This is a genomic window from Acidovorax sp. SRB_24 (assembly GCF_012931925.1).
Genome location: NZ_MWOM01000013.1, coordinates 1 through 16,048, shown reverse-complemented (window position 1 = coordinate 16,048; position 16,048 = coordinate 1). Strand labels below are relative to the sequence as shown.

14 protein-coding genes, 1 tRNA gene and 1 other RNA gene are annotated in these 16,048 nt (G+C 64.8%); 9 read left to right on the top strand and 7 right to left on the bottom strand.

The features are described 5' to 3' along the window. Window positions 1–2: 2 nt before the first annotated feature. Window positions 3–1,112, bottom strand: coding sequence for a 3-phosphoserine/phosphohydroxythreonine transaminase (gene serC, locus B2J89_RS06565; RefSeq protein ID WP_169168335.1), 1,110 nt, complete (start codon window positions 1,110–1,112; stop codon window positions 3–5). A gap of 111 nt (window positions 1,113–1,223) precedes the next feature. Next, window positions 1,224–3,887: a DNA gyrase subunit A gene (gyrA, locus tag B2J89_RS06560; protein ID WP_169168334.1), complete on the bottom strand. Its 2,664-nt coding sequence runs from the start codon at window positions 3,885–3,887 to the stop codon at window positions 1,224–1,226. A gap of 223 nt (window positions 3,888–4,110) precedes the next feature. Between gyrA and ompA the strand changes: the two genes are divergently transcribed. The 4 genes from ompA to ssrA all read left to right on the top strand — a co-directional run bounded on the left by ompA (window position 4,111) and on the right by ssrA (window position 6,619). Beyond that, window positions 4,111–4,752, top strand: a complete 642-nt coding sequence (gene ompA / locus B2J89_RS06555; RefSeq protein WP_169168333.1) for an outer membrane protein OmpA — start codon at window positions 4,111–4,113, stop codon at window positions 4,750–4,752. An 86-nt stretch (window positions 4,753–4,838) separates the two neighbouring features. Further along, window positions 4,839–5,549 carry a bifunctional 2-polyprenyl-6-hydroxyphenol methylase/3-demethylubiquinol 3-O-methyltransferase UbiG gene (gene ubiG, locus B2J89_RS06550; protein WP_169168332.1) on the top strand — a complete coding sequence of 237 codons (711 nt, stop codon included), beginning with the start codon at window positions 4,839–4,841 and terminating at the stop codon, window positions 5,547–5,549. A gap of 13 nt (window positions 5,550–5,562) precedes the next feature. After that, the gene (locus B2J89_RS06545) at window positions 5,563–6,228 is read left to right on the top strand and encodes an HAD family hydrolase (RefSeq protein ID WP_169168331.1); all 666 of its coding nucleotides are present in this window, start codon (window positions 5,563–5,565) and stop codon (window positions 6,226–6,228) included. A 13-nt stretch (window positions 6,229–6,241) separates the two neighbouring features. Further along, window positions 6,242–6,619: a transfer-messenger RNA gene (gene ssrA, locus B2J89_RS06540) on the top strand. Window positions 6,620–6,849: 230 nt separating this feature from the next. On the opposite strand, the gene B2J89_RS06535 is transcribed toward ssrA, so the two are convergent. Continuing rightward, window positions 6,850–6,926: transfer RNA gene (locus B2J89_RS06535), tRNA-Arg, on the bottom strand. A 239-nt stretch (window positions 6,927–7,165) separates the two neighbouring features. Then, a complete protein-coding gene (locus B2J89_RS06530) occupies window positions 7,166–9,001 on the bottom strand; it encodes a M14 family zinc carboxypeptidase (protein ID WP_169168330.1) in 1,836 nt (611 codons plus the stop codon). 265 nt (window positions 9,002–9,266) lie between these two features. Between B2J89_RS06530 and B2J89_RS06525 the strand changes: the two genes are divergently transcribed. From B2J89_RS06525 to B2J89_RS06505, 5 genes are read left to right on the top strand one after another with little or no spacing between them, the layout of a single operon-like run. Further along, window positions 9,267–10,274, top strand: a complete 1,008-nt coding sequence (locus B2J89_RS06525) for a sulfate ABC transporter substrate-binding protein (RefSeq protein ID WP_169168329.1) — start codon at window positions 9,267–9,269, stop codon at window positions 10,272–10,274. 3 nt (window positions 10,275–10,277) lie between these two features. Further along, window positions 10,278–11,168, top strand: coding sequence for a sulfate ABC transporter permease subunit CysT (gene cysT / locus B2J89_RS06520; protein WP_169168328.1), 891 nt, complete (start codon window positions 10,278–10,280; stop codon window positions 11,166–11,168). Beyond that, entirely contained in the window at window positions 11,165–12,091 is a 927-nt protein-coding gene (gene cysW, locus B2J89_RS06515; protein ID WP_169168327.1) for a sulfate ABC transporter permease subunit CysW, read from the top strand. Before cysT ends, cysW begins: the two co-directional genes overlap by 4 nt. A 9-nt stretch (window positions 12,092–12,100) precedes the next feature. Next, on the top strand, window positions 12,101–13,243 hold the full coding sequence (locus B2J89_RS06510; protein WP_169168326.1) for a sulfate/molybdate ABC transporter ATP-binding protein: 1,143 nt from the start codon (window positions 12,101–12,103) through the stop codon (window positions 13,241–13,243). Window positions 13,244–13,290: 47 nt separating this feature from the next. Beyond that, window positions 13,291–13,800 (top strand): disulfide bond formation protein B, encoded by a 510-nt coding sequence (locus tag B2J89_RS06505; RefSeq protein WP_169168417.1) that lies wholly within the window; start codon window positions 13,291–13,293, stop codon window positions 13,798–13,800. 25 nt (window positions 13,801–13,825) lie between these two features. On the opposite strand, the gene B2J89_RS06500 is transcribed toward B2J89_RS06505, so the two are convergent. The 3 genes from B2J89_RS06500 to B2J89_RS06490 all read right to left on the bottom strand — a co-directional run. Further along, window positions 13,826–14,491 carry a glutathione S-transferase gene (locus B2J89_RS06500; protein ID WP_169168416.1) on the bottom strand — a complete coding sequence of 222 codons (666 nt, stop codon included), beginning with the start codon at window positions 14,489–14,491 and terminating at the stop codon, window positions 13,826–13,828. Then, window positions 14,488–15,468 (bottom strand): rhodanese-related sulfurtransferase, encoded by a 981-nt coding sequence (locus tag B2J89_RS06495; RefSeq protein WP_169168415.1) that lies wholly within the window; start codon window positions 15,466–15,468, stop codon window positions 14,488–14,490. Before B2J89_RS06495 ends, B2J89_RS06500 begins: the two co-directional genes overlap by 4 nt. A 160-nt stretch (window positions 15,469–15,628) precedes the next feature. Next, on the bottom strand, window positions 15,629–16,048 hold a 420-nt coding region (locus tag B2J89_RS06490; RefSeq protein WP_169168323.1), incomplete at its 5' end, for an FCD domain-containing protein.

Sequence of the window (16,048 nt, the reverse complement as noted above, 5' to 3'; positions counted from 1 at the left end):
GCTCAGGCGTGCTTCTGCTCGAAGGCTTTCATGTACTCCACCAGAGCCTGCACGCCGGCCAGCGGCATGGCGTTGTAGAGGCTGGCGCGCATGCCGCCCACGGACTTGTGGCCCTTGAGCTGCAGCAGGCCGCGCGCGCGCGCGCCGGCCAGGAAGGCGTCGTTGCGGGTTTCGTCTTGCAGGAAAAAGGGAATGTTCATGCGCGAGCGGCAGTGGGGTGCCACCTTGTTCACATAGAACTGCGACCGGTCGATGGTGTCGTAGAGCAGCTGGGCCTTGGCCTTGTTGCGCAGCTCCATCGCGGCCACGCCGCTGGCAGCGCCCTCGCGCTGGCGCTTGAGCCACTGGAAGGTGAGGCCGGCCACGTAGATGCCCCAGGTGGGCGGCGTGTTGTACATCGAGTGGTGGTCGGCCACGATGCGGTAGTCGAACGCGCTCGGGCAGGCCGCCAGTGCGTGGCCCAGCAGGTCTTCGCGCACCACGACGATGGTCAGGCCGGCGGGCCCGATGTTCTTTTGCGCGCCGCCAAAGGCCAGCCCGACGCGCGACCAGTCGACGGGGCGCGATGCCACCTGCGACGAGAAATCGATCACCAGCGGCGCGTCGCTGCCCAGCGCCCGGAGGTCGGGCAGTTCGTGGAATTCGATGCCGTGGATGGTCTCGTTGCTGCAGATGTGCAGGTAGCTGGCGCCGCGGCTGGGCTGCCAGCGGGCCGGGTCGGGCAGGGTGGTGAAGCCGCTGTCCTCGCCCGAGGCGATGACGTTCACCTCGGCGGCGTACTTGCGCGCTTCCTTTTGCGACTTCTGGCTCCAGCTGCCGGTGACGACGAAGTCCACGGTGGCCGCGCGCGAGAGGTTCAGCGGCACGATGGCGTTTTCGGCCAGGCCGCCGCCCTGCATGAACAGGATCCTGAACTCTGCCGGCACGGCCAGCAGTTCGCGCAGGTCGGCCTCGGCCTGCTCGCAGATGGAGACGAATTCCTTGCCGCGGTGGCTCATCTCCATCACGCCCATGCCGCTGCCATGCCAGTCGAGCATTTCGGCGGCGGCCTGCTCCAGGACCTCGACGGGGATGGCCGCCGGGCCGGCGGAGAAGTTGTAGGGGCGTTGCATGGTATTTGTGGTCAAAAGTGGCTCAAACGCTTATGCAATAAGCGCTGATGGCTATCAAATAAATAGTGCAGGCACCCGCCCCATCCTGGGTGTGGCAGGGCGCGCGTGCGTTCAGGCGTCGGGCGTGGCGGGTGCGTCGCTGGCGGTGCCGTCGAGGTCCTGGCTGTCGTCCTCGGCTCCAGCCGCTTCGGCTGCGTCGTTCTCGACGATGCGCTGCAGGCCGCTGAGCTTGGCGCCTTCGTCCAGTGCGATCAAGGTCACGCCCTGCGTGGCACGGCCGAGCTCGCGGATCTCGCTGACGCGCGTGCGCACCAGCACGCCACGGTCGGTGATTAGCATGATCTCGTCGTCGGCATGCACCAGCGTGGCGGCCACGACCTTGCCGTTGCGCTCGGACTGCTGGATGGCGATCATGCCCTTGGTGCCGCGGCCATGGCGCGTGTACTCGGTGATGCCGGTGCGCTTGCCAAAGCCGTTTTCGGTGGCGGTGAGCACGCTCTGGCTTTCGTCCTCGGCCACCAGCATGGCGATCACGCTCTGTCCTTCTTCGAGCATCATGCCGCGCACGCCGCGTGCCTGGCGGCCCAGCGGCCGCACATCGTTCTCGTCGAAGCGCACGGCCTTGCCGCCGTCGGAGAACAGCATCACGTCGTGCTGGCCGTCGGTCAGCGCGGCGCCGATCAGGTAGTCGCCCTCGTCGAGGTTCACGGCAATGATGCCGCCCTTGCGCGGGTTGGAGAAATCATCGAGCGCGGTTTTCTTGACGGTGCCCATGCTCGTCGCCATGAAGACGTAGTGGTCGGCCGGGAAACTGCGCATGGCGCCCGTGAGCGGCAGCACGACGTTGATCTTCTCGCCTTCCTGCAGCGGGAACATGTTGACGATGGGCCGGCCACGCGAGCCGCGCGACCCTGCAGGAACTTCCCAGACCTTGAGCCAGTACAACCGGCCGCGGTTGGAGAAGCACAGGATGTAGTCGTGCGTGTTGGCGATGAAGAGCTGGTCGATCCAGTCGTCTTCCTTGGTCGCTGTGGCCTGCTTGCCGCGCCCGCCGCGTTTTTGCGCACGGTATTCGCTCAAGGGCTGGCTCTTGATGTAGCCGGTGTGACTCAAGGTCACCACCATGTCGGTGGGCGTGATCAGGTCTTCGGTGGACAGGTCTTGCGCGCTGTATTCGACCAGGCTGCGGCGGGCGCCGAGCTTGCTTTGGCCGAACTCGGCCTTGATGGCGCTGAGCTCTTCGCAAATGATGGTCGAGACGCGCTCGGGCGTGGCCAGGATGTCGAGCAGGTCTTCGATTACCGCCATCACGTCCTTGTATTCGGCGACGATCTTGTCCTGCTCCAGGCCCGTGAGGCGCTGCAGGCGCATCTGCAAGATTTCTTGCGCCTGGGTGTCCGAGAGGCGGTACAGGCCGTCCTGCCCCATGCCGAATTCGCGCTCCAGCCCTTCGGGGCGGTAGTCGTCGGCATTGATGGTGCCTCCATCCGTGCGCGTGCGGGTCAGCATTTCACGCACCAGCTTGCTATCCCACGAATGCGCCATGAGTTCGGTCTTGGCGACCGGCGGCGTCGGCGCGTTGCGGATGATGGCGATGAAATCATCGATGTTGGCCAGCGCCACGGCCAGGCCTTCGAGCACATGGCCACGGTCGCGTGCCTTGCGCAGTTCGAACACGGTGCGGCGCGTGACCACTTCGCGGCGGTGCTGCAAAAAGACGCTGATCAGCGTCTTGAGATCGCACAGGCGGGGCTGGCCATCGATTAGCGCCACCATGTTCATGCCGAACGTGTCCTGCAGCTGGGTCTGCTTGTACAGGTTGTTCAGCACCACTTCGGGCACTTCGCCACGCTTGAGCTCGATCACCAGGCGCATGCCGGACTTGTCGGACTCGTCCTGGATGTGGCTGATACCCTCGATTTTTTTCTCATGGACCAGCTCGGCCATGCGCTCCTGCAGCGTCTTCTTGTTGACCTGGTAGGGCAGCTCGTCAACGATGATGGCCTGGCGCTGGCCGCGGTCGATGTCTTCGAAGTGGCACTTGGCGCGCATGATCACGCGGCCGCGCCCGGTGCGGTAGCCGTCCTTGACGCCGGTGATGCCATAGATGATGCCGGCTGTGGGGAAGTCGGGCGCCGGAATGATCTCCATCAGCTCATCGATGCTGGCCTCCGGGTGGGCCAGCAGGTGCAGGCAGGCATCGACCACTTCGTTGAGGTTGTGCGGCGGAATGTTGGTGGCCATGCCCACCGCAATGCCCGACGAACCGTTGACGAGCAGGTTCGGCAACTTGCTGGGCAGGACCAGGGGTTCCTTCTCGCTGCCGTCGTAGTTGGGACCGAAATCGACGGTTTCCTTGTCGATGTCTCCCAGCATCTCGTGGGCGATCCTGGCCAGACGGATTTCGGTGTAGCGCATGGCGGCCGCGTTGTCGCCGTCCACCGAGCCAAAGTTGCCCTGGCCATCGACCAGCATGTGGCGCAACGAGAAGTCTTGCGCCATCCGCACAATCGTGTCGTAGACCGCGCTGTCGCCGTGCGGATGGTATTTACCGATCACATCGCCGACGATACGGGCCGACTTCTTGTACGGCCGGTTCCAGTCGTTGTTGAGCTCGTGCATGGCAAACAGCACGCGCCGGTGCACAGGCTTGAGGCCATCGCGCGCATCCGGCAGCGCCCGACCCACGATCACGCTCATGGCGTAATCGAGATAACTGCGGCGCATCTCTTCTTCAAGGCTGATGGGCAGGGTTTCTTTGGCGAACTGGGTCATAGCGGTGGCGGAGGCTGCAAGGGACGTTCATTTTAGGCGCAAGCGCTTGTCGCACCTGCGCAACACATCCCGGCAATTACGCTTTTGTCCTACGGAAGGGATGCTAAAGGGCTCCTGCCGCCACTGTTACGTATGGCACAATCATTTCAACGTTTTTGGTGATGGTCACCGATGACGTCCTTATTCGCAGCGCGGCTGCGGCTTTTTCCCCAAGAGGAGAACCATGAAGAAATTGAACAAAGTGGCGATGTTGTTTGCCTCCGCAGCGCTCGCAACCGCCGCTGGCGCACAAACCATCGACAACTGGAAGAACGGCACCAACGAGCTGGTCTGGAAGAACGGCACGAACGAGCTGTGCTGGCGCGATGCCAACTGGACGCCTGCTACCGCAGCGCCTGGTTGTGATGGCGCTTTGGTCGTTCCTGTTGCCGCTGCTCCAGCCCCTGCTGCTGCACCTGCTCCCGCTCCTGCACCGGCTCCTGCTCCCGCACCGGCTCCCGCCGTCGCGACCAAGGTCACCTACGCTGCAGACGCCTTCTTCGACTTCGATAAGTCGGTTCTGAAGCCCGAAGGCAAGGCCAAGCTCGACGACCTGGTGTCCAAGGTCAAGGACGTGAACCTGGAAGTCATCATTGCCGTGGGTCATACCGACTCTATCGGTACCGATGCCTACAACCAGAAGCTGTCGGTGCGCCGTTCTGAAGCCGTGAAGGCGTACCTGGTTTCCAAGGGTATCGAAAAGAACCGCGTCTACACCGAAGGCAAGGGCGAAAAGCAGCCTGTTGCTGACAACAAGACCAAGGAAGGCCGCGCCAAGAACCGCCGCGTGGAAATCGAAGTAGTTGGCACCCGCGCTGCCAAGTAATCTTCTGATTGCCCCAAAAAAGCCCCGTTCGCGGGGCTTTTTTTATGGGGTGCCCTGTCCGCTGACTCTGGTAGAGAATCTAGTCCATGAACCACACCGTCAATGCAGATCCCTCTGAGCTGGCCAAATTTTCAGACTTGGCCCACCGCTGGTGGGATCCGGAAAGTGAATTTAGACCTTTGCACCAAATCAATCCCTTGCGTTTGGACTGGATCAATTCCATTTCTCCATTGCAAAACCAACGCGTGCTCGATGTGGGGTGTGGCGGCGGCATTCTGGCCGACTCCATGGCGCGCAAGGGTGCGCGTGTACTCGGCATCGATTTGGCGACCAAGCCCTTGCGCGTGGCCCAGCTGCATGCGCTGGAAGCGCAGACCCAAGGCGTGGAATATCGTGAAGTCAGCGTGGAATCGCTGGCCGCTGAGCAGCCTGGCAGTTTCGATGCCGTCACCTGCATGGAAATGCTCGAGCACGTGCCTGACCCGGGCTCCGTTGTCCGGGCTTGCGCGCAGTTGGTCAAGCCGGGTGGCTGGGTGTTCTTCTCGACCATCAACCGCAACGCCAAGGCCTTTGTGCTCGCCATCGTGGGTGCGGAGTACATCCTGAATATGTTGCCGCGGGGCACCCATGAGTACAGCAAATTCATACGCCCGAGCGAATTGGCGGCCGACTGCCGCTCTGCCCAGCTGGATATCCACCATACGCGTGGGCTGGAATACAACCCGATCACACGCCGCTACTGGCTCAGTGCCGACACCAGCGTGAACTATCTGCTGGCAACCCGCCGTGCGGCCTGAAAGAGGGGCCGCCATGTTCCCGAATGTGCGTGCTGTCTTGTTTGATTTGGACGGCACCTTGATAGACAGTGCGCCCGACCTGGGTGCCGCTGCCGACAAGATGCGCACCGATCGTGGCATGCCCTCCCTGCCTTTGGAGCGGTACCGGCCGATGGCGGGCGCCGGAGCGCGCGGCATGCTCGGAGAAGCGTTTGGGTTGACGCCGGAGCATCCAGATTTCGTGGCCATGCGGGAAGAGTTTTTTGCGAACTACGAAGCTCGCATGACCCAGAACACCCATGTATTCGGTGGCGTTCCTGAATTGATCCAGCAGATTTTGGCGCGCAATATCGTATGGGGTGTTGTCACCAACAAGGCGGCCCGGTTCACTGAGCCGCTGACACGGGAGATACCTTTGTTTGCGACCGCTTCTACGGTGGTGAGTGGCGACACGACACCTCACCCAAAGCCCCATCCCGCGCCGCTGTGGGAGGCTGCAGCTCGGTTGGGGTTGTCCGCTGCAGATTGCCTGTACGTGGGTGACGACGAACGCGACATTCTTGCAGGCCGAGCAGCCGGCATGGGCACGGTTGCCGCAACCTATGGATATCTTGGCGCCGAAGTGGAGGTGTGCCGGTGGCGTGCGGATGCAGAGATTAATTCTCCATTGGGGCTCTTGCAATTGCTGGCCATGGCCTAAAATACGTTCTGTAGGGGCTGCCCTGGTTTCGACGTGGGTTCGGAATCGGCGTGGTGCATGTCGAGCTTGATTGGCGCTCGTAAATCTGCATTCAAAAAACTAACTGCAAACGACGAACGTTTCGCACTCGCCGCCTAAAACCGGTGAGCCTTGCAACAGCACGCTGATGGGCTGGGCAAGGGGGCTGTAAAGCCTCCCGGCTGCAAGGTTATTTACGTCAGCTGGTTCCAGGCCGGGTACCTTGGCATGGAACGAGATTCAAGGGTACTGGCGTTCAACATAGCGTGCGACTGCGCGATGTTGAAGGCGAGACTCAAATCAGACCGCTAAACATGTAGATCTGCCCGAAGAAGGCTTGCGGACGCGGGTTCAATTCCCGCCAGCTCCACCACTATAGATAACCCCAGACATGAGCATCCCTCTGGTCTGGGGTTTTTTCTTGGCCGTTTGTGGTCTGGCGTGGCCCTGTGAAATTTGCACCGAAATCGCACCGATTCACACCACGGCCCTCAACACGGCTAGCAGTTTCTCGCGATTCTCTCGGATGGCACTTGCCATAGGTGCAAAAAACCGTCTCCACATCCTCAATCCCCAGTAGGGCGTATGAAGGACTATGGGTTGTGGCCTGCCCGGAGGGGCTCGAACCCCCGACCTATAGCTTAGAAGGCTATTGCTCTATCCAGTTGAGCTACGGGCAGATGCATAAACATTGCGTTTGATGCTATGGATTTGGTTGATCTTGCTGAAGCGTCGCGTCTTTGCCAAATCGCAATGCAGCGATCATACCTGCGCCGCCCATGGAATTTGGATTGCTCAGCGCGTATTCGCACGAGGCTCCTTCACAAGCTCCGGGATCTGGGAAACCTGTCGTCCAGGCCATCCAGATTCGGCGCAGGCGTTGGAAAAGCTGCAGCGCAGATTGCGCACACGCGCGGCGTCAATCGGTTTCTTCAAACACCAGAGAAGGCGTGGCCATGACCCGTGCGCTGTGTTCCAAGCGCTCGATCACGTGGTTGGCGAAGTAGCTGTTCTGTGTATCGGGCTCCAGCGCTGCCACAGCCAGATAGGCCATGGCCTGGTTGAGCGGGACGTAATAGCTGCCCGCAGGCACATCGATGGCACTGCGCACCAGGGCCACTTGCGCGCGCACAATGTCGGCAGACTCGGTCATCGGGCCGCGCACGTCTTCGCGGACACCCCGTGCGCTGCTGGTTTCGCGGTACGTGTCGGCCAGCAGGCCACCGGGTTCGGCCACGCGCAGTACCTGCACACCCAGCAAGCGCAGGCGTTCGATGGCGGCGTCGGCGTCGGCAGACAGCCAGTAGCCGCAGGGGCGGGGGCGCGACTTGAGGTTGCGCAAGGCAAGCGATGAGTTCCAGTCCACGCGCAGCACGCGGTCGGCCCCGGTGTCCGGGTCCAGCATGGTGATGTCGCGTTGCTCGCGGGTGGGTCCGGCTTCCACCACCATCTGATCGCGGCAGGCCTGTGCGCTGGTGTCGCGCACGACAAACGAGCGCACCTGCTCCAGGTTGGCCGCTCGCTCTGCGGTGCTGCGCAGCGCACTGGTGACGGCCGTGATCTGGGTGTGCACGCGGCGCTGGATGTGCGCGCGCCCGATCCCCACGCCCCGGGTCTCCACCAGCAGGCTGACGGCGTTCTTCAGGCCATTGACATTGCGCGCGGTGTCGGGCTGGGTGCCCCCCATGGACAGGGTGAGGTCGTCGGGGCGCATGGAGGTGGTGAAATACCACTCGGTGCTGAGGTTTTGCGCCTGGAGGGCAGTCACCATGGGGGCGTGGTACCACTCCTTCGAGGCCTTGACCAGGAATTCGGGCAGGTTGGCCGTGCCGGCATATTGCAGCAGGGCGTCGTAGCGCTGCAGCGCGTGGAATTTTTCCAGATATGGCCCGGCCACGGTGAATTCGTGCGCATCGATGACCAGAATCGGGCGGTAGTCGCGCACCAGCGCCGCCAGCGCGCGGGCCTCGGGTGTGTTGAGAAGCAGGTGGTCGCGGTCCATGTCCATGCCGTTGGCGGTAGCGCGCGTGCTGGCCTCGGCCCCGTCGGGATTGGCGCGCGGCACGACGATGACGTTGATGCGCTCCAGCAGGGGCTCCAGCAGGCCCTGCGCCAGTTCCTTGGCCACCACCAGCAAGGCTTCGCTTCCCGCGGGTTCGTCGCCGTGCTGCTGGCCCATCAGCAGCACGGTGGGGCGCTGGTTGGCGCTCAACTGGTCGGGGCTGGTGCCGCCAGCGTGCGTCAACACCATCGCGTGGATGGGGTTGCCGCGCTGCGAGGGGCCCAGTGCCAGCAGTGTCGTGCGCGTTCCGGTCGAGGCGGAGCCCGAGGCGATGCGCTGCAGCCACTGTCCGATTTCTGCATTGGTCGTGAAGGCGCGCCGCTCCGGTGCCAGGCCCGGCGTGTCGTAGCGGATGCCAGGATCGGGGAAGCGGGCGGCGACGGCAGGGCCATAGGGCGCGCTCTCTTGCGCGGCGGTGCCGACAGACGCCTGCGGCAGCGTCGTGACGACCGGCGCCGTGACGACGCCCGGGCGGGGCTGTTCTGCGGCTGGCCCAGGGGCCGTGAGGGCGCTCGGAGCCTGCACCACGGTCGCTGCCGGCGTGGCAGGCCACGGAGGCAGCGGCGTGCTGGCGCAGGCGGCGAGCAGGGCGGCTGCCAATGCCGCTGGCACCGGCCAGCGGCGATGCGGAGCCCGAGGCGACTCGGGAGCTGGGGCAAGCGGTGATGCGCCGAGGTGCGAGAGCAGGGTCATAGACGATCAGCCAGTGGAAACCGAGGGCTGCCATTGGGACGTGGCAGGTGTTGGCCCGATATTACCCGGCTGCCGCCTCTGCGCGCAGCATGCCATGTCGGGCGCGCCGGCGCGTGGCGACCCGGTCTGGGAGAGGAGACTCAATGCGCGTGGTGTGCCCTATATTCAAAATACAGATTAATTAACAAAAATATATTCTTTTGAGTTTTAAGCCGCGCTGTCCACAATCCCCTGTATCTATGGCTTCACTGGACGGCTTTCTCCCATGACAACCCTGAAAATCAAGTCTCTCCTGGCCACGGTGGCCCTGGCTGCCAGTGCGGTGGCGTCGGCCCAGACCACGACGCTGCTCAACGTGTCGTACGACGTGGCGCGCGAGTTCTACAAGGACTACAACGCCGCTTTCGTGGCCCACTACAAGAAGACCACAGGCAAGGACATCAAGATCGACCAGGCGCATGGCGGCTCCAGCGCCCAGGCGCGCGCCGTGAACGACGGGCTGGCGGCCGACGTGGTGACTTTCAACACCACCACCGACATTGAGTTCCTTGCCGGGAATGGCGTGGTGGCCAAGGATTGGGCCAAGAAGTTTCCCTACGATGCTTCGCCCACCACCTCGACCATGCTGTTTCTGGTGCGCAATGGCAACCCGAAGAAGATCAAGGACTGGGACGATCTGGTCAAGCCCGGCGTGCAGGTCATCGTCGTCAACCCCAAGACCGGCGGCAATGGCCGCTATGCCTACCTCGCTGCCTGGGGCGCGGTGCGCGAAAAGGGTGGCACCGACGCGCAGGCGGCCGAGTTCGTGGGCAAGCTCTACAAGAACGTACCGGTGCTGGCCAAGGGCGGGCGCGATGCCACGGCAACGTTCCTGCAGCGCAACATCGGCGATGTGCTGATCACGTTCGAGTCCGAGGTGGTGTCGATCAACCGCGAGTTCGGCGTCGGCAAGGTGGAGGCGGTGTACCCGTCGGTCAGCGTCACGGCCGAGAACCCCGTCGCCGTGGTCGAGCGCACCGTGGCCAAGAAGGGCACGGCCGATCAGGCCAAGGCCTATCTCGACTACCTCTATTCGGAAGAAGGCCAGGAAATCGCCGCCAAGCACGCCATCCGGCCGCGTTCGGAGGCGGTGCTGAAAAAGCACGCCGACCTGTTCAAGCCCATCAAGCAGTTCACCGTGGCCAAGTACTTCGGCTCGCTCGGTGAAGCGCAGAAAGTGCACTTCAACGACGGCGGCCAGTTCGACAAGCTCTACACCCCGGGTGCCAAGTAAAGCATGAGCGCAGCCACCTCCGCAGCCCCGCAAGGCGCTGCCCGCGCGCCTTCGGGCAACCGCCGGCGCGCACCCAAGCGGGTGCTGCCCGGCTTTGGCCTCACGCTGGGCTACACGCTGTTCTACCTGAGCATCATCGTGCTGATCCCGCTGTCGGCGCTGGTGTTCAAGACCTTCACGCTCACCTGGCCACAGTTCTGGGAGGCCATCAGCGCGCCGCGCGTGCTGGCCTCGTACCGCCTGACCTTTGGCGCCTCGCTGATCGCGGCGCTGGTCAACCTGGTGTTCGGCTTGCTGATCGCCTGGGTGCTGGTGCGCTACAGCTTTCCGGGCAAGAAGATCGTCGATGCGCTGGTCGACCTGCCGTTTGCCCTGCCCACGGCCGTGGCCGGCATTTCGCTGACGGCGCTGCTGGCGGGCAACGGCTGGGTGGGGCAGTACCTCGAACCCCTGGGCATCCAGCTGGCGTTCAAGCCCGCGGGCATCGTGATCGCGCTGATCTTCATCGGGCTGCCTTTCGTGGTGCGCACCGTACAGCCCGTGCTGCAGGACACCGAGAAGGAGCTTGAAGAGGCGGCCAGCTCGCTGGGCGCCAACCGCTGGCAGATTTTTACCAAGGTCATCCTGCCAGCCATCACGCCGGCCCTGCTGACCGGCTTTGCCATGGCGTTCGCACGCGCCGTGGGCGAGTACGGATCGGTCATCTTCATCGCCGGCAACATGCCCATGATTTCTGAAATCACCCCCCTGATCATCATCGGCAAGCTCGAGCAATACGACTACGCGGGTGCCACGGCAGTGGCGGTGGTGATGCTGCTGATCTCGTTCGTGCTGCTGCTCGTCATCAACGCGCTGCAGGCCTGGCAGCGGCGCAACGCGGGAGCGCCGGCATGAGCGCGGGCGCGACTGCACGCGTGCGGCGCGACCGCATCAGCACCACCGAAGCGCCCTGGGTGCGCAACCTGCTGATCGGCATCGCGCTGGCCTTTGTGCTCTTGTTCCTGGTGTTGCCGCTGGCGGCGGTGTTCACCGAAGCCTTGCGCAAGGGCTGGGACGCTTACTTCAGCGCCCTGATGGAGCCCGACGCCTGGTCGGCCATCCGCCTGACCCTCATTACCGCCGCGATTGCCGTGCCGCTGAACCTGGTGTTTGGCGTGGCCGCGGCCTGGTGCATCGCCAAGTACGAGTTCAAGGGCAAGGCCTTCCTGACCACGCTGGTCGACCTGCCGTTCTCGGTCTCGCCCGTGGTGGCGGGCCTGGTCTATGTGCTGATGTTTGGCGCCAACGGCTGGATCGGGCCGTGGCTGGCGGCGCACGACATCAAGATCATCTTCGCCGTGCCGGGCATCGTTCTGGCCACGGTGTTCGTGACCTTTCCGTTCATCGCGCGCGAACTCATCCCGCTGATGCAGGCCCAGGGCAACGACGAGGAGCAGGCCGCCACGGTGCTGGGTGCAAGCGGCTGGCAGACCTTCTGGTACGTGACCCTGCCCAACATCAAGTGGGGTCTGCTGTACGGCGTGATCCTGTGCAACGCGCGCGCCATGGGCGAGTTTGGCGCGGTGTCGGTGGTGTCGGGACACATCCGCGGGCAGACCAACACGATCCCGCTGCACGTCGAAATCCTCTACAACGAATACCAGTCGGTGGCGGCGTTTGCGGCGGCTTCGCTGCTGGCGCTGCTGGCGCTGGTCACCCTGGTCATCAAGTCGGTTGCCGAGTGGCGCGCCGAGCACGAGCGCAAGGCGCTGGCCGAACTGCCGCCCGAGCGGCCTGGCGCCGTGCGGTCCCCGGCCGCGCGCGGCAGCGCCGTCTGAAAGACACCCATGAGCATAGAAATCCGCAACGTCAGCAAACAATTCGGCAACTTCCACGCGCTGCGCGACGTGAGCTTGGACATCGCCTCGGGCGAGCTGCTCGCGCTGCTGGGCCCTTCGGGCTGCGGCAAGACCACGCTGCTGCGCATCATTGCCGGGCTGGAGACGCCCGACACCGGCAGCATCCACTTTGCCGGCGCCGACACCACCGACGTGCATGTGCGCGAGCGCAACGTCGGCTTCGTGTTCCAGCACTATGCGCTGTTCCGCCACATGACGGTGTTCGAGAACGTGGCCTTCGGCCTGCGCATGAAGCCGCGCAGCGTGCGCCCGAGCGAGGCGCAGATCAAGAAAAAAGTGCACGACCTGCTCAGCCTGGTGCAGTTGGACTGGCTGGCCGACCGCCACCCCGCGCAGCTCTCGGGCGGGCAGCGCCAGCGCATCGCCCTGGCGCGCGCGCTGGCCGTGGAGCCGCAGGTGCTGCTGCTCGACGAACCCTTTGGCGCGCTCGATGCCAAGGTGCGCAAGGAGCTGCGCCGCTGGCTGCGCCGCCTGCACGACGAGCTGCATGTGACCAGCATCTTCGTCACGCACGACCAGGAAGAAGCGCTCGAAGTGGCCGACCGCGTGGTGCTGATGAACAGCGGCGTGGTCGAGCAGGTGGGCTCGCCCCAGCAGGTCTGGGACCACCCGGCCAGTCCGTTCGTGTACGGCTTTCTGGGCGACGTGAACCTGTTCCATGGCCGTGCCCACGAGGGTGCGCTGCATGTGCACGGCATGCAGATCGACGTGCCCGAGCACAGCGATGCCCAGGACGCGCCCGCCTCGGCCTATGTGCGTCCGCACGACCTGGACGTGGCGCGCCATGTGCCCGGCAGCACCTCGCCCGCGCACAGCATGGTCGCGCGCCTGGAGCGCGCCATTGCCGTCGGACCGACGGCACGGCTGGAGCTGGTGCCGCTCGACGACGCGGGCGTGGAACTAAAGGCCGCGGCCTCGCCCCAATCAGCGGACAATGCGGCCGCTGCGCCCTTGGTTGAAGCGCACATCTCGGCGCAGCAGTTTCGGGACATGGGCCTCAAGGAGGGCGACACCGTGGTGGTGACCCCCCGGCGCACCCGGGTGTTTTTGGACCAGGCCGCCGGCATCTGACGCATCCTTCGTCGGAGCCTGGGCGGCGATGAAGGAAAACGATGGCGATGGTATTGAACTGGTGGAATACGGCCCCGCGCCGGATGCTGGCCTTGGTCAGCGCGGTGTGCGTGGCCATGCTGGCGTTTGGCCTGTACCTGCAGCACAGCGTGGGCCTGGAGCCTTGCCCGATGTGCATCGTGCAGCGGTATGCTCTTATTTTGGTAGCTATATTCGCAGGCCTGGCAAGCGTTAGGGGTCAAAAAGGCTGGTGGATGCCGTGGGCCGTATTGGCGCTCTTGGCCTGCGGCTTTGGCGCCTTCACGGCGGCGCGCCAAAGCTGGCTGCAGTGGTTTCCGCCCGAGGTCGCGATGTGCGGGCGCGACTTCTACGGAATGATCGAGAACTACCCGATGCGCCGCGCGATCCCGATGATCTTCAAGGGCTCGGGCGACTGCGCCGCGATCGACTGGACCTTCCTCGGCGGCTCCATCGCCAATTGGTCGTTTGTCTGCTTCGTGGTGCTCGGCGGCGCCTTGGCGTGGCTGCTGGCGCGCGGACTGCGCGCCGGGCGCTGAGCGGCCGGTGTAGCGGACGGCCATTTCAGGCCGCGCCGGGGGTGGCTGGGAAGCGCACGCCCGGCGTGCCGTCCTTCCAGGCGCCGTATTTTTCCATGGTCTGAGCGAACAGGGGCGATGCGCTCCAGCGCTCCAGCCAGCGCTGCAGGTGCGGCCAGGGCTGGGCCGACCACCACGCGGCATCGATGCCCGCGAATTGGCGCACGAACGGAAAGATGGCCGCATCGGCCAGCGCCGGGTGACGGCCGAACAGATGGCCCGAGCCCGCCAGCTGGGCGTCGAGCGCCGCGAGCCAGGCACAGGCCTGCGCGCGCGCCGTGGCCACATCCGCGCCGGGGTAACGCTGCGGGTATTTGCAGCGGTCCAGTGCCTGTTTGAACGGACCGTCGCAGTCTGCGATCTGCGCGAGCATGGCTTCGAGCGTTCCAACGCCCGGGTTCAGCCAGTGCAGCGGATCGTGGCGCTGCAGCGCCCAGCGCATGATCTCCAGGCTCTGCTCGAGCACCTGGCCGCCGGGCAGCACGAGCACCGGCACCGTGCTCTTGGGCGAGGCCTGCAGCAGGCCGTGCGGCTTGTCGCGCAGCACCACCTCGCGCAGCTCACACGCCTGGCCCGACACGGCCAGGGCCAGCCGCGCGCGCATCGCATACGGACAGCGGCGGAACGAATACAGGACGGGCAGGGCGCTCATGGCGCCTTCGGCGCGCCAGTGGGGTCAGGACGGCGCGGGTGCCCGGGTGCCGGAAGGCGCGCGCCCACATGGGCCTGGCCGCGCTGATTGGCCAGCTGCACCTGGCGTTCGCGCTCGGCCAGGGCACGCTCCTGCTGCGGCGTGCGCGAGCCGTGGCAATACGGGCAGCTCACGCCGGGCACCGTGTGGGGCGAGGCCAGCTCGGCCGCGCCCAGCGGCATGCGGCAGGCACGGCACAGCTGGTGGTGGCCCGGCGCGAGACCATGGCCCACCGACACGCGCTCGTCGAACACGAAACAGTCGCCGTGCCAGCGGCTGTCGGCCTCGGGCACGGTTTCGAGGTATTTCAGGATGCCGCCTTCGAGGTGGTAGACCTCGCCAAACCCCTGCGACTTCAGGTAGGCCGTCGACTTCTCGCAGCGGATGCCGCCGGTGCAGAACATGGCCACGCGTGGCTTGCCGGCGAGCGCGCCGCCCGGTTGCGATTGCGCCGCCACCCAGGCCGGAAACTCGGCAAAGCTGCGCGTGTGCGGGTTGAGGGCGCGCGCAAAGCTGCCAATGCCGACCTCATAGTCGTTGCGCGTGTCCACCACCACCACCTCGGGGTCGTCGATCAGCGCGTTCCAGTCTGCGGGCTTGACGTAGGTGCCGGCGTTGCGCGCGGGGTTCAGACCCGGCACGCCGAGCGTGACGATCTCGCGCTTGAGGCGCACGCGCATGCGGTAGAACGGCTGGCGCTCGCCCCAGGCTTCCTTGTGCGGCAGGCTGGCCAGGCGCGGGTCGCTGCGCAGCCAGGCCAGCACGGCGCGCACGCCGTCCGGCGGGCCGGCGATGGTGCCGTTGATGCCCTCGGGCGCGAGCAGCAGCAGGCCGCGCACGCTGTGGGCATCGCAGCAGGCCTGCAGGGGCGCCTGCAGCTGCGCGCAGTCGGGCAGGTCGACAAATTGGTAGAGGGCGGCGGTGAGAAAAGCTGGCATGGAAGCGGTCGATGATAGCGTCGGCCTGCGCTGCGGATGCACACACAAGGGCTGTCGGTGCACAGCGGACCGAGGTCGAAAATATCTGCAGCAGGCCCGCCGCTTTGCCTGTGCGCACTCCCGGGAAATGGTGCTGCCAGGCTGTTCCTTTTTTCGGAAATCACCGGTCCTGCGGCGGCTGAGACGATGACCAGGTCTGGTCCTGCAGGAAGAACTTGGCCACCATTTCTTTGGTGATTTGCACTGCGCGCTTGAGGCTCATGTCGATGTGCTCGGTGAGCGCCTCCAGCGCTGGCTGCAGCTGGCGTTGGCTCAGCAGCAGCACCAGTTGGGCATGGGCATCAAAGGCGCTGCTGTTCCAGTCCGACTGTTCCAGGTCGATGTGGCGCGCGACGTGGATGCGCCGCGTCACCTGCTCCAGGAACTGGCTCAGCTCGCGGTTGTGCGACAGCGCGGCCAGGCGCCGGTGGAACTCCTCGTCGGCCAGCAGCAGGTCGCCGATGGACATCGCCGCCGCATTGGCCATGACGCTGTTCCAGTAGTCGCGCAGGCCTTCGATTTCCGCATCGCTCGCATGTTC

Excerpts from the sequence above, each read along its gene's own strand:
- serC (WP_169168335.1), bottom strand. The coding sequence starts at position 1,112 with ATGCAACGCCCCTACAACTTCTCCGCCGGCCCGGCGGCCATCCCCGTC.
- cysW (WP_169168327.1), top strand. The coding sequence starts at position 11,165 with ATGAGCGCGGGCGCGACTGCACGCGTGCGGCGCGACCGCATCAGCACC.
- B2J89_RS06510 (WP_169168326.1), top strand. The coding sequence starts at position 12,101 with ATGAGCATAGAAATCCGCAACGTCAGCAAACAATTCGGCAACTTCCAC.
- cysT (WP_169168328.1), top strand. The coding sequence starts at position 10,278 with ATGAGCGCAGCCACCTCCGCAGCCCCGCAAGGCGCTGCCCGCGCGCCT.
- gyrA (WP_169168334.1), bottom strand. The coding sequence starts at position 3,887 with ATGACCCAGTTCGCCAAAGAAACCCTGCCCATCAGCCTTGAAGAAGAG.
- ompA (WP_169168333.1), top strand. The coding sequence starts at position 4,111 with ATGAAGAAATTGAACAAAGTGGCGATGTTGTTTGCCTCCGCAGCGCTC.
- B2J89_RS06530 (WP_169168330.1), bottom strand. The coding sequence starts at position 9,001 with ATGACCCTGCTCTCGCACCTCGGCGCATCACCGCTTGCCCCAGCTCCC.
- B2J89_RS06495 (WP_169168415.1), bottom strand. The coding sequence starts at position 15,468 with ATGCCAGCTTTTCTCACCGCCGCCCTCTACCAATTTGTCGACCTGCCC.
- ubiG (WP_169168332.1), top strand. The coding sequence starts at position 4,839 with ATGAACCACACCGTCAATGCAGATCCCTCTGAGCTGGCCAAATTTTCA.
- B2J89_RS06505 (WP_169168417.1), top strand. The coding sequence starts at position 13,291 with ATGGTATTGAACTGGTGGAATACGGCCCCGCGCCGGATGCTGGCCTTG.
- B2J89_RS06525 (WP_169168329.1), top strand. The coding sequence starts at position 9,267 with ATGACAACCCTGAAAATCAAGTCTCTCCTGGCCACGGTGGCCCTGGCT.
- B2J89_RS06500 (WP_169168416.1), bottom strand. The coding sequence starts at position 14,491 with ATGAGCGCCCTGCCCGTCCTGTATTCGTTCCGCCGCTGTCCGTATGCG.
- B2J89_RS06545 (WP_169168331.1), top strand. The coding sequence starts at position 5,563 with ATGTTCCCGAATGTGCGTGCTGTCTTGTTTGATTTGGACGGCACCTTG.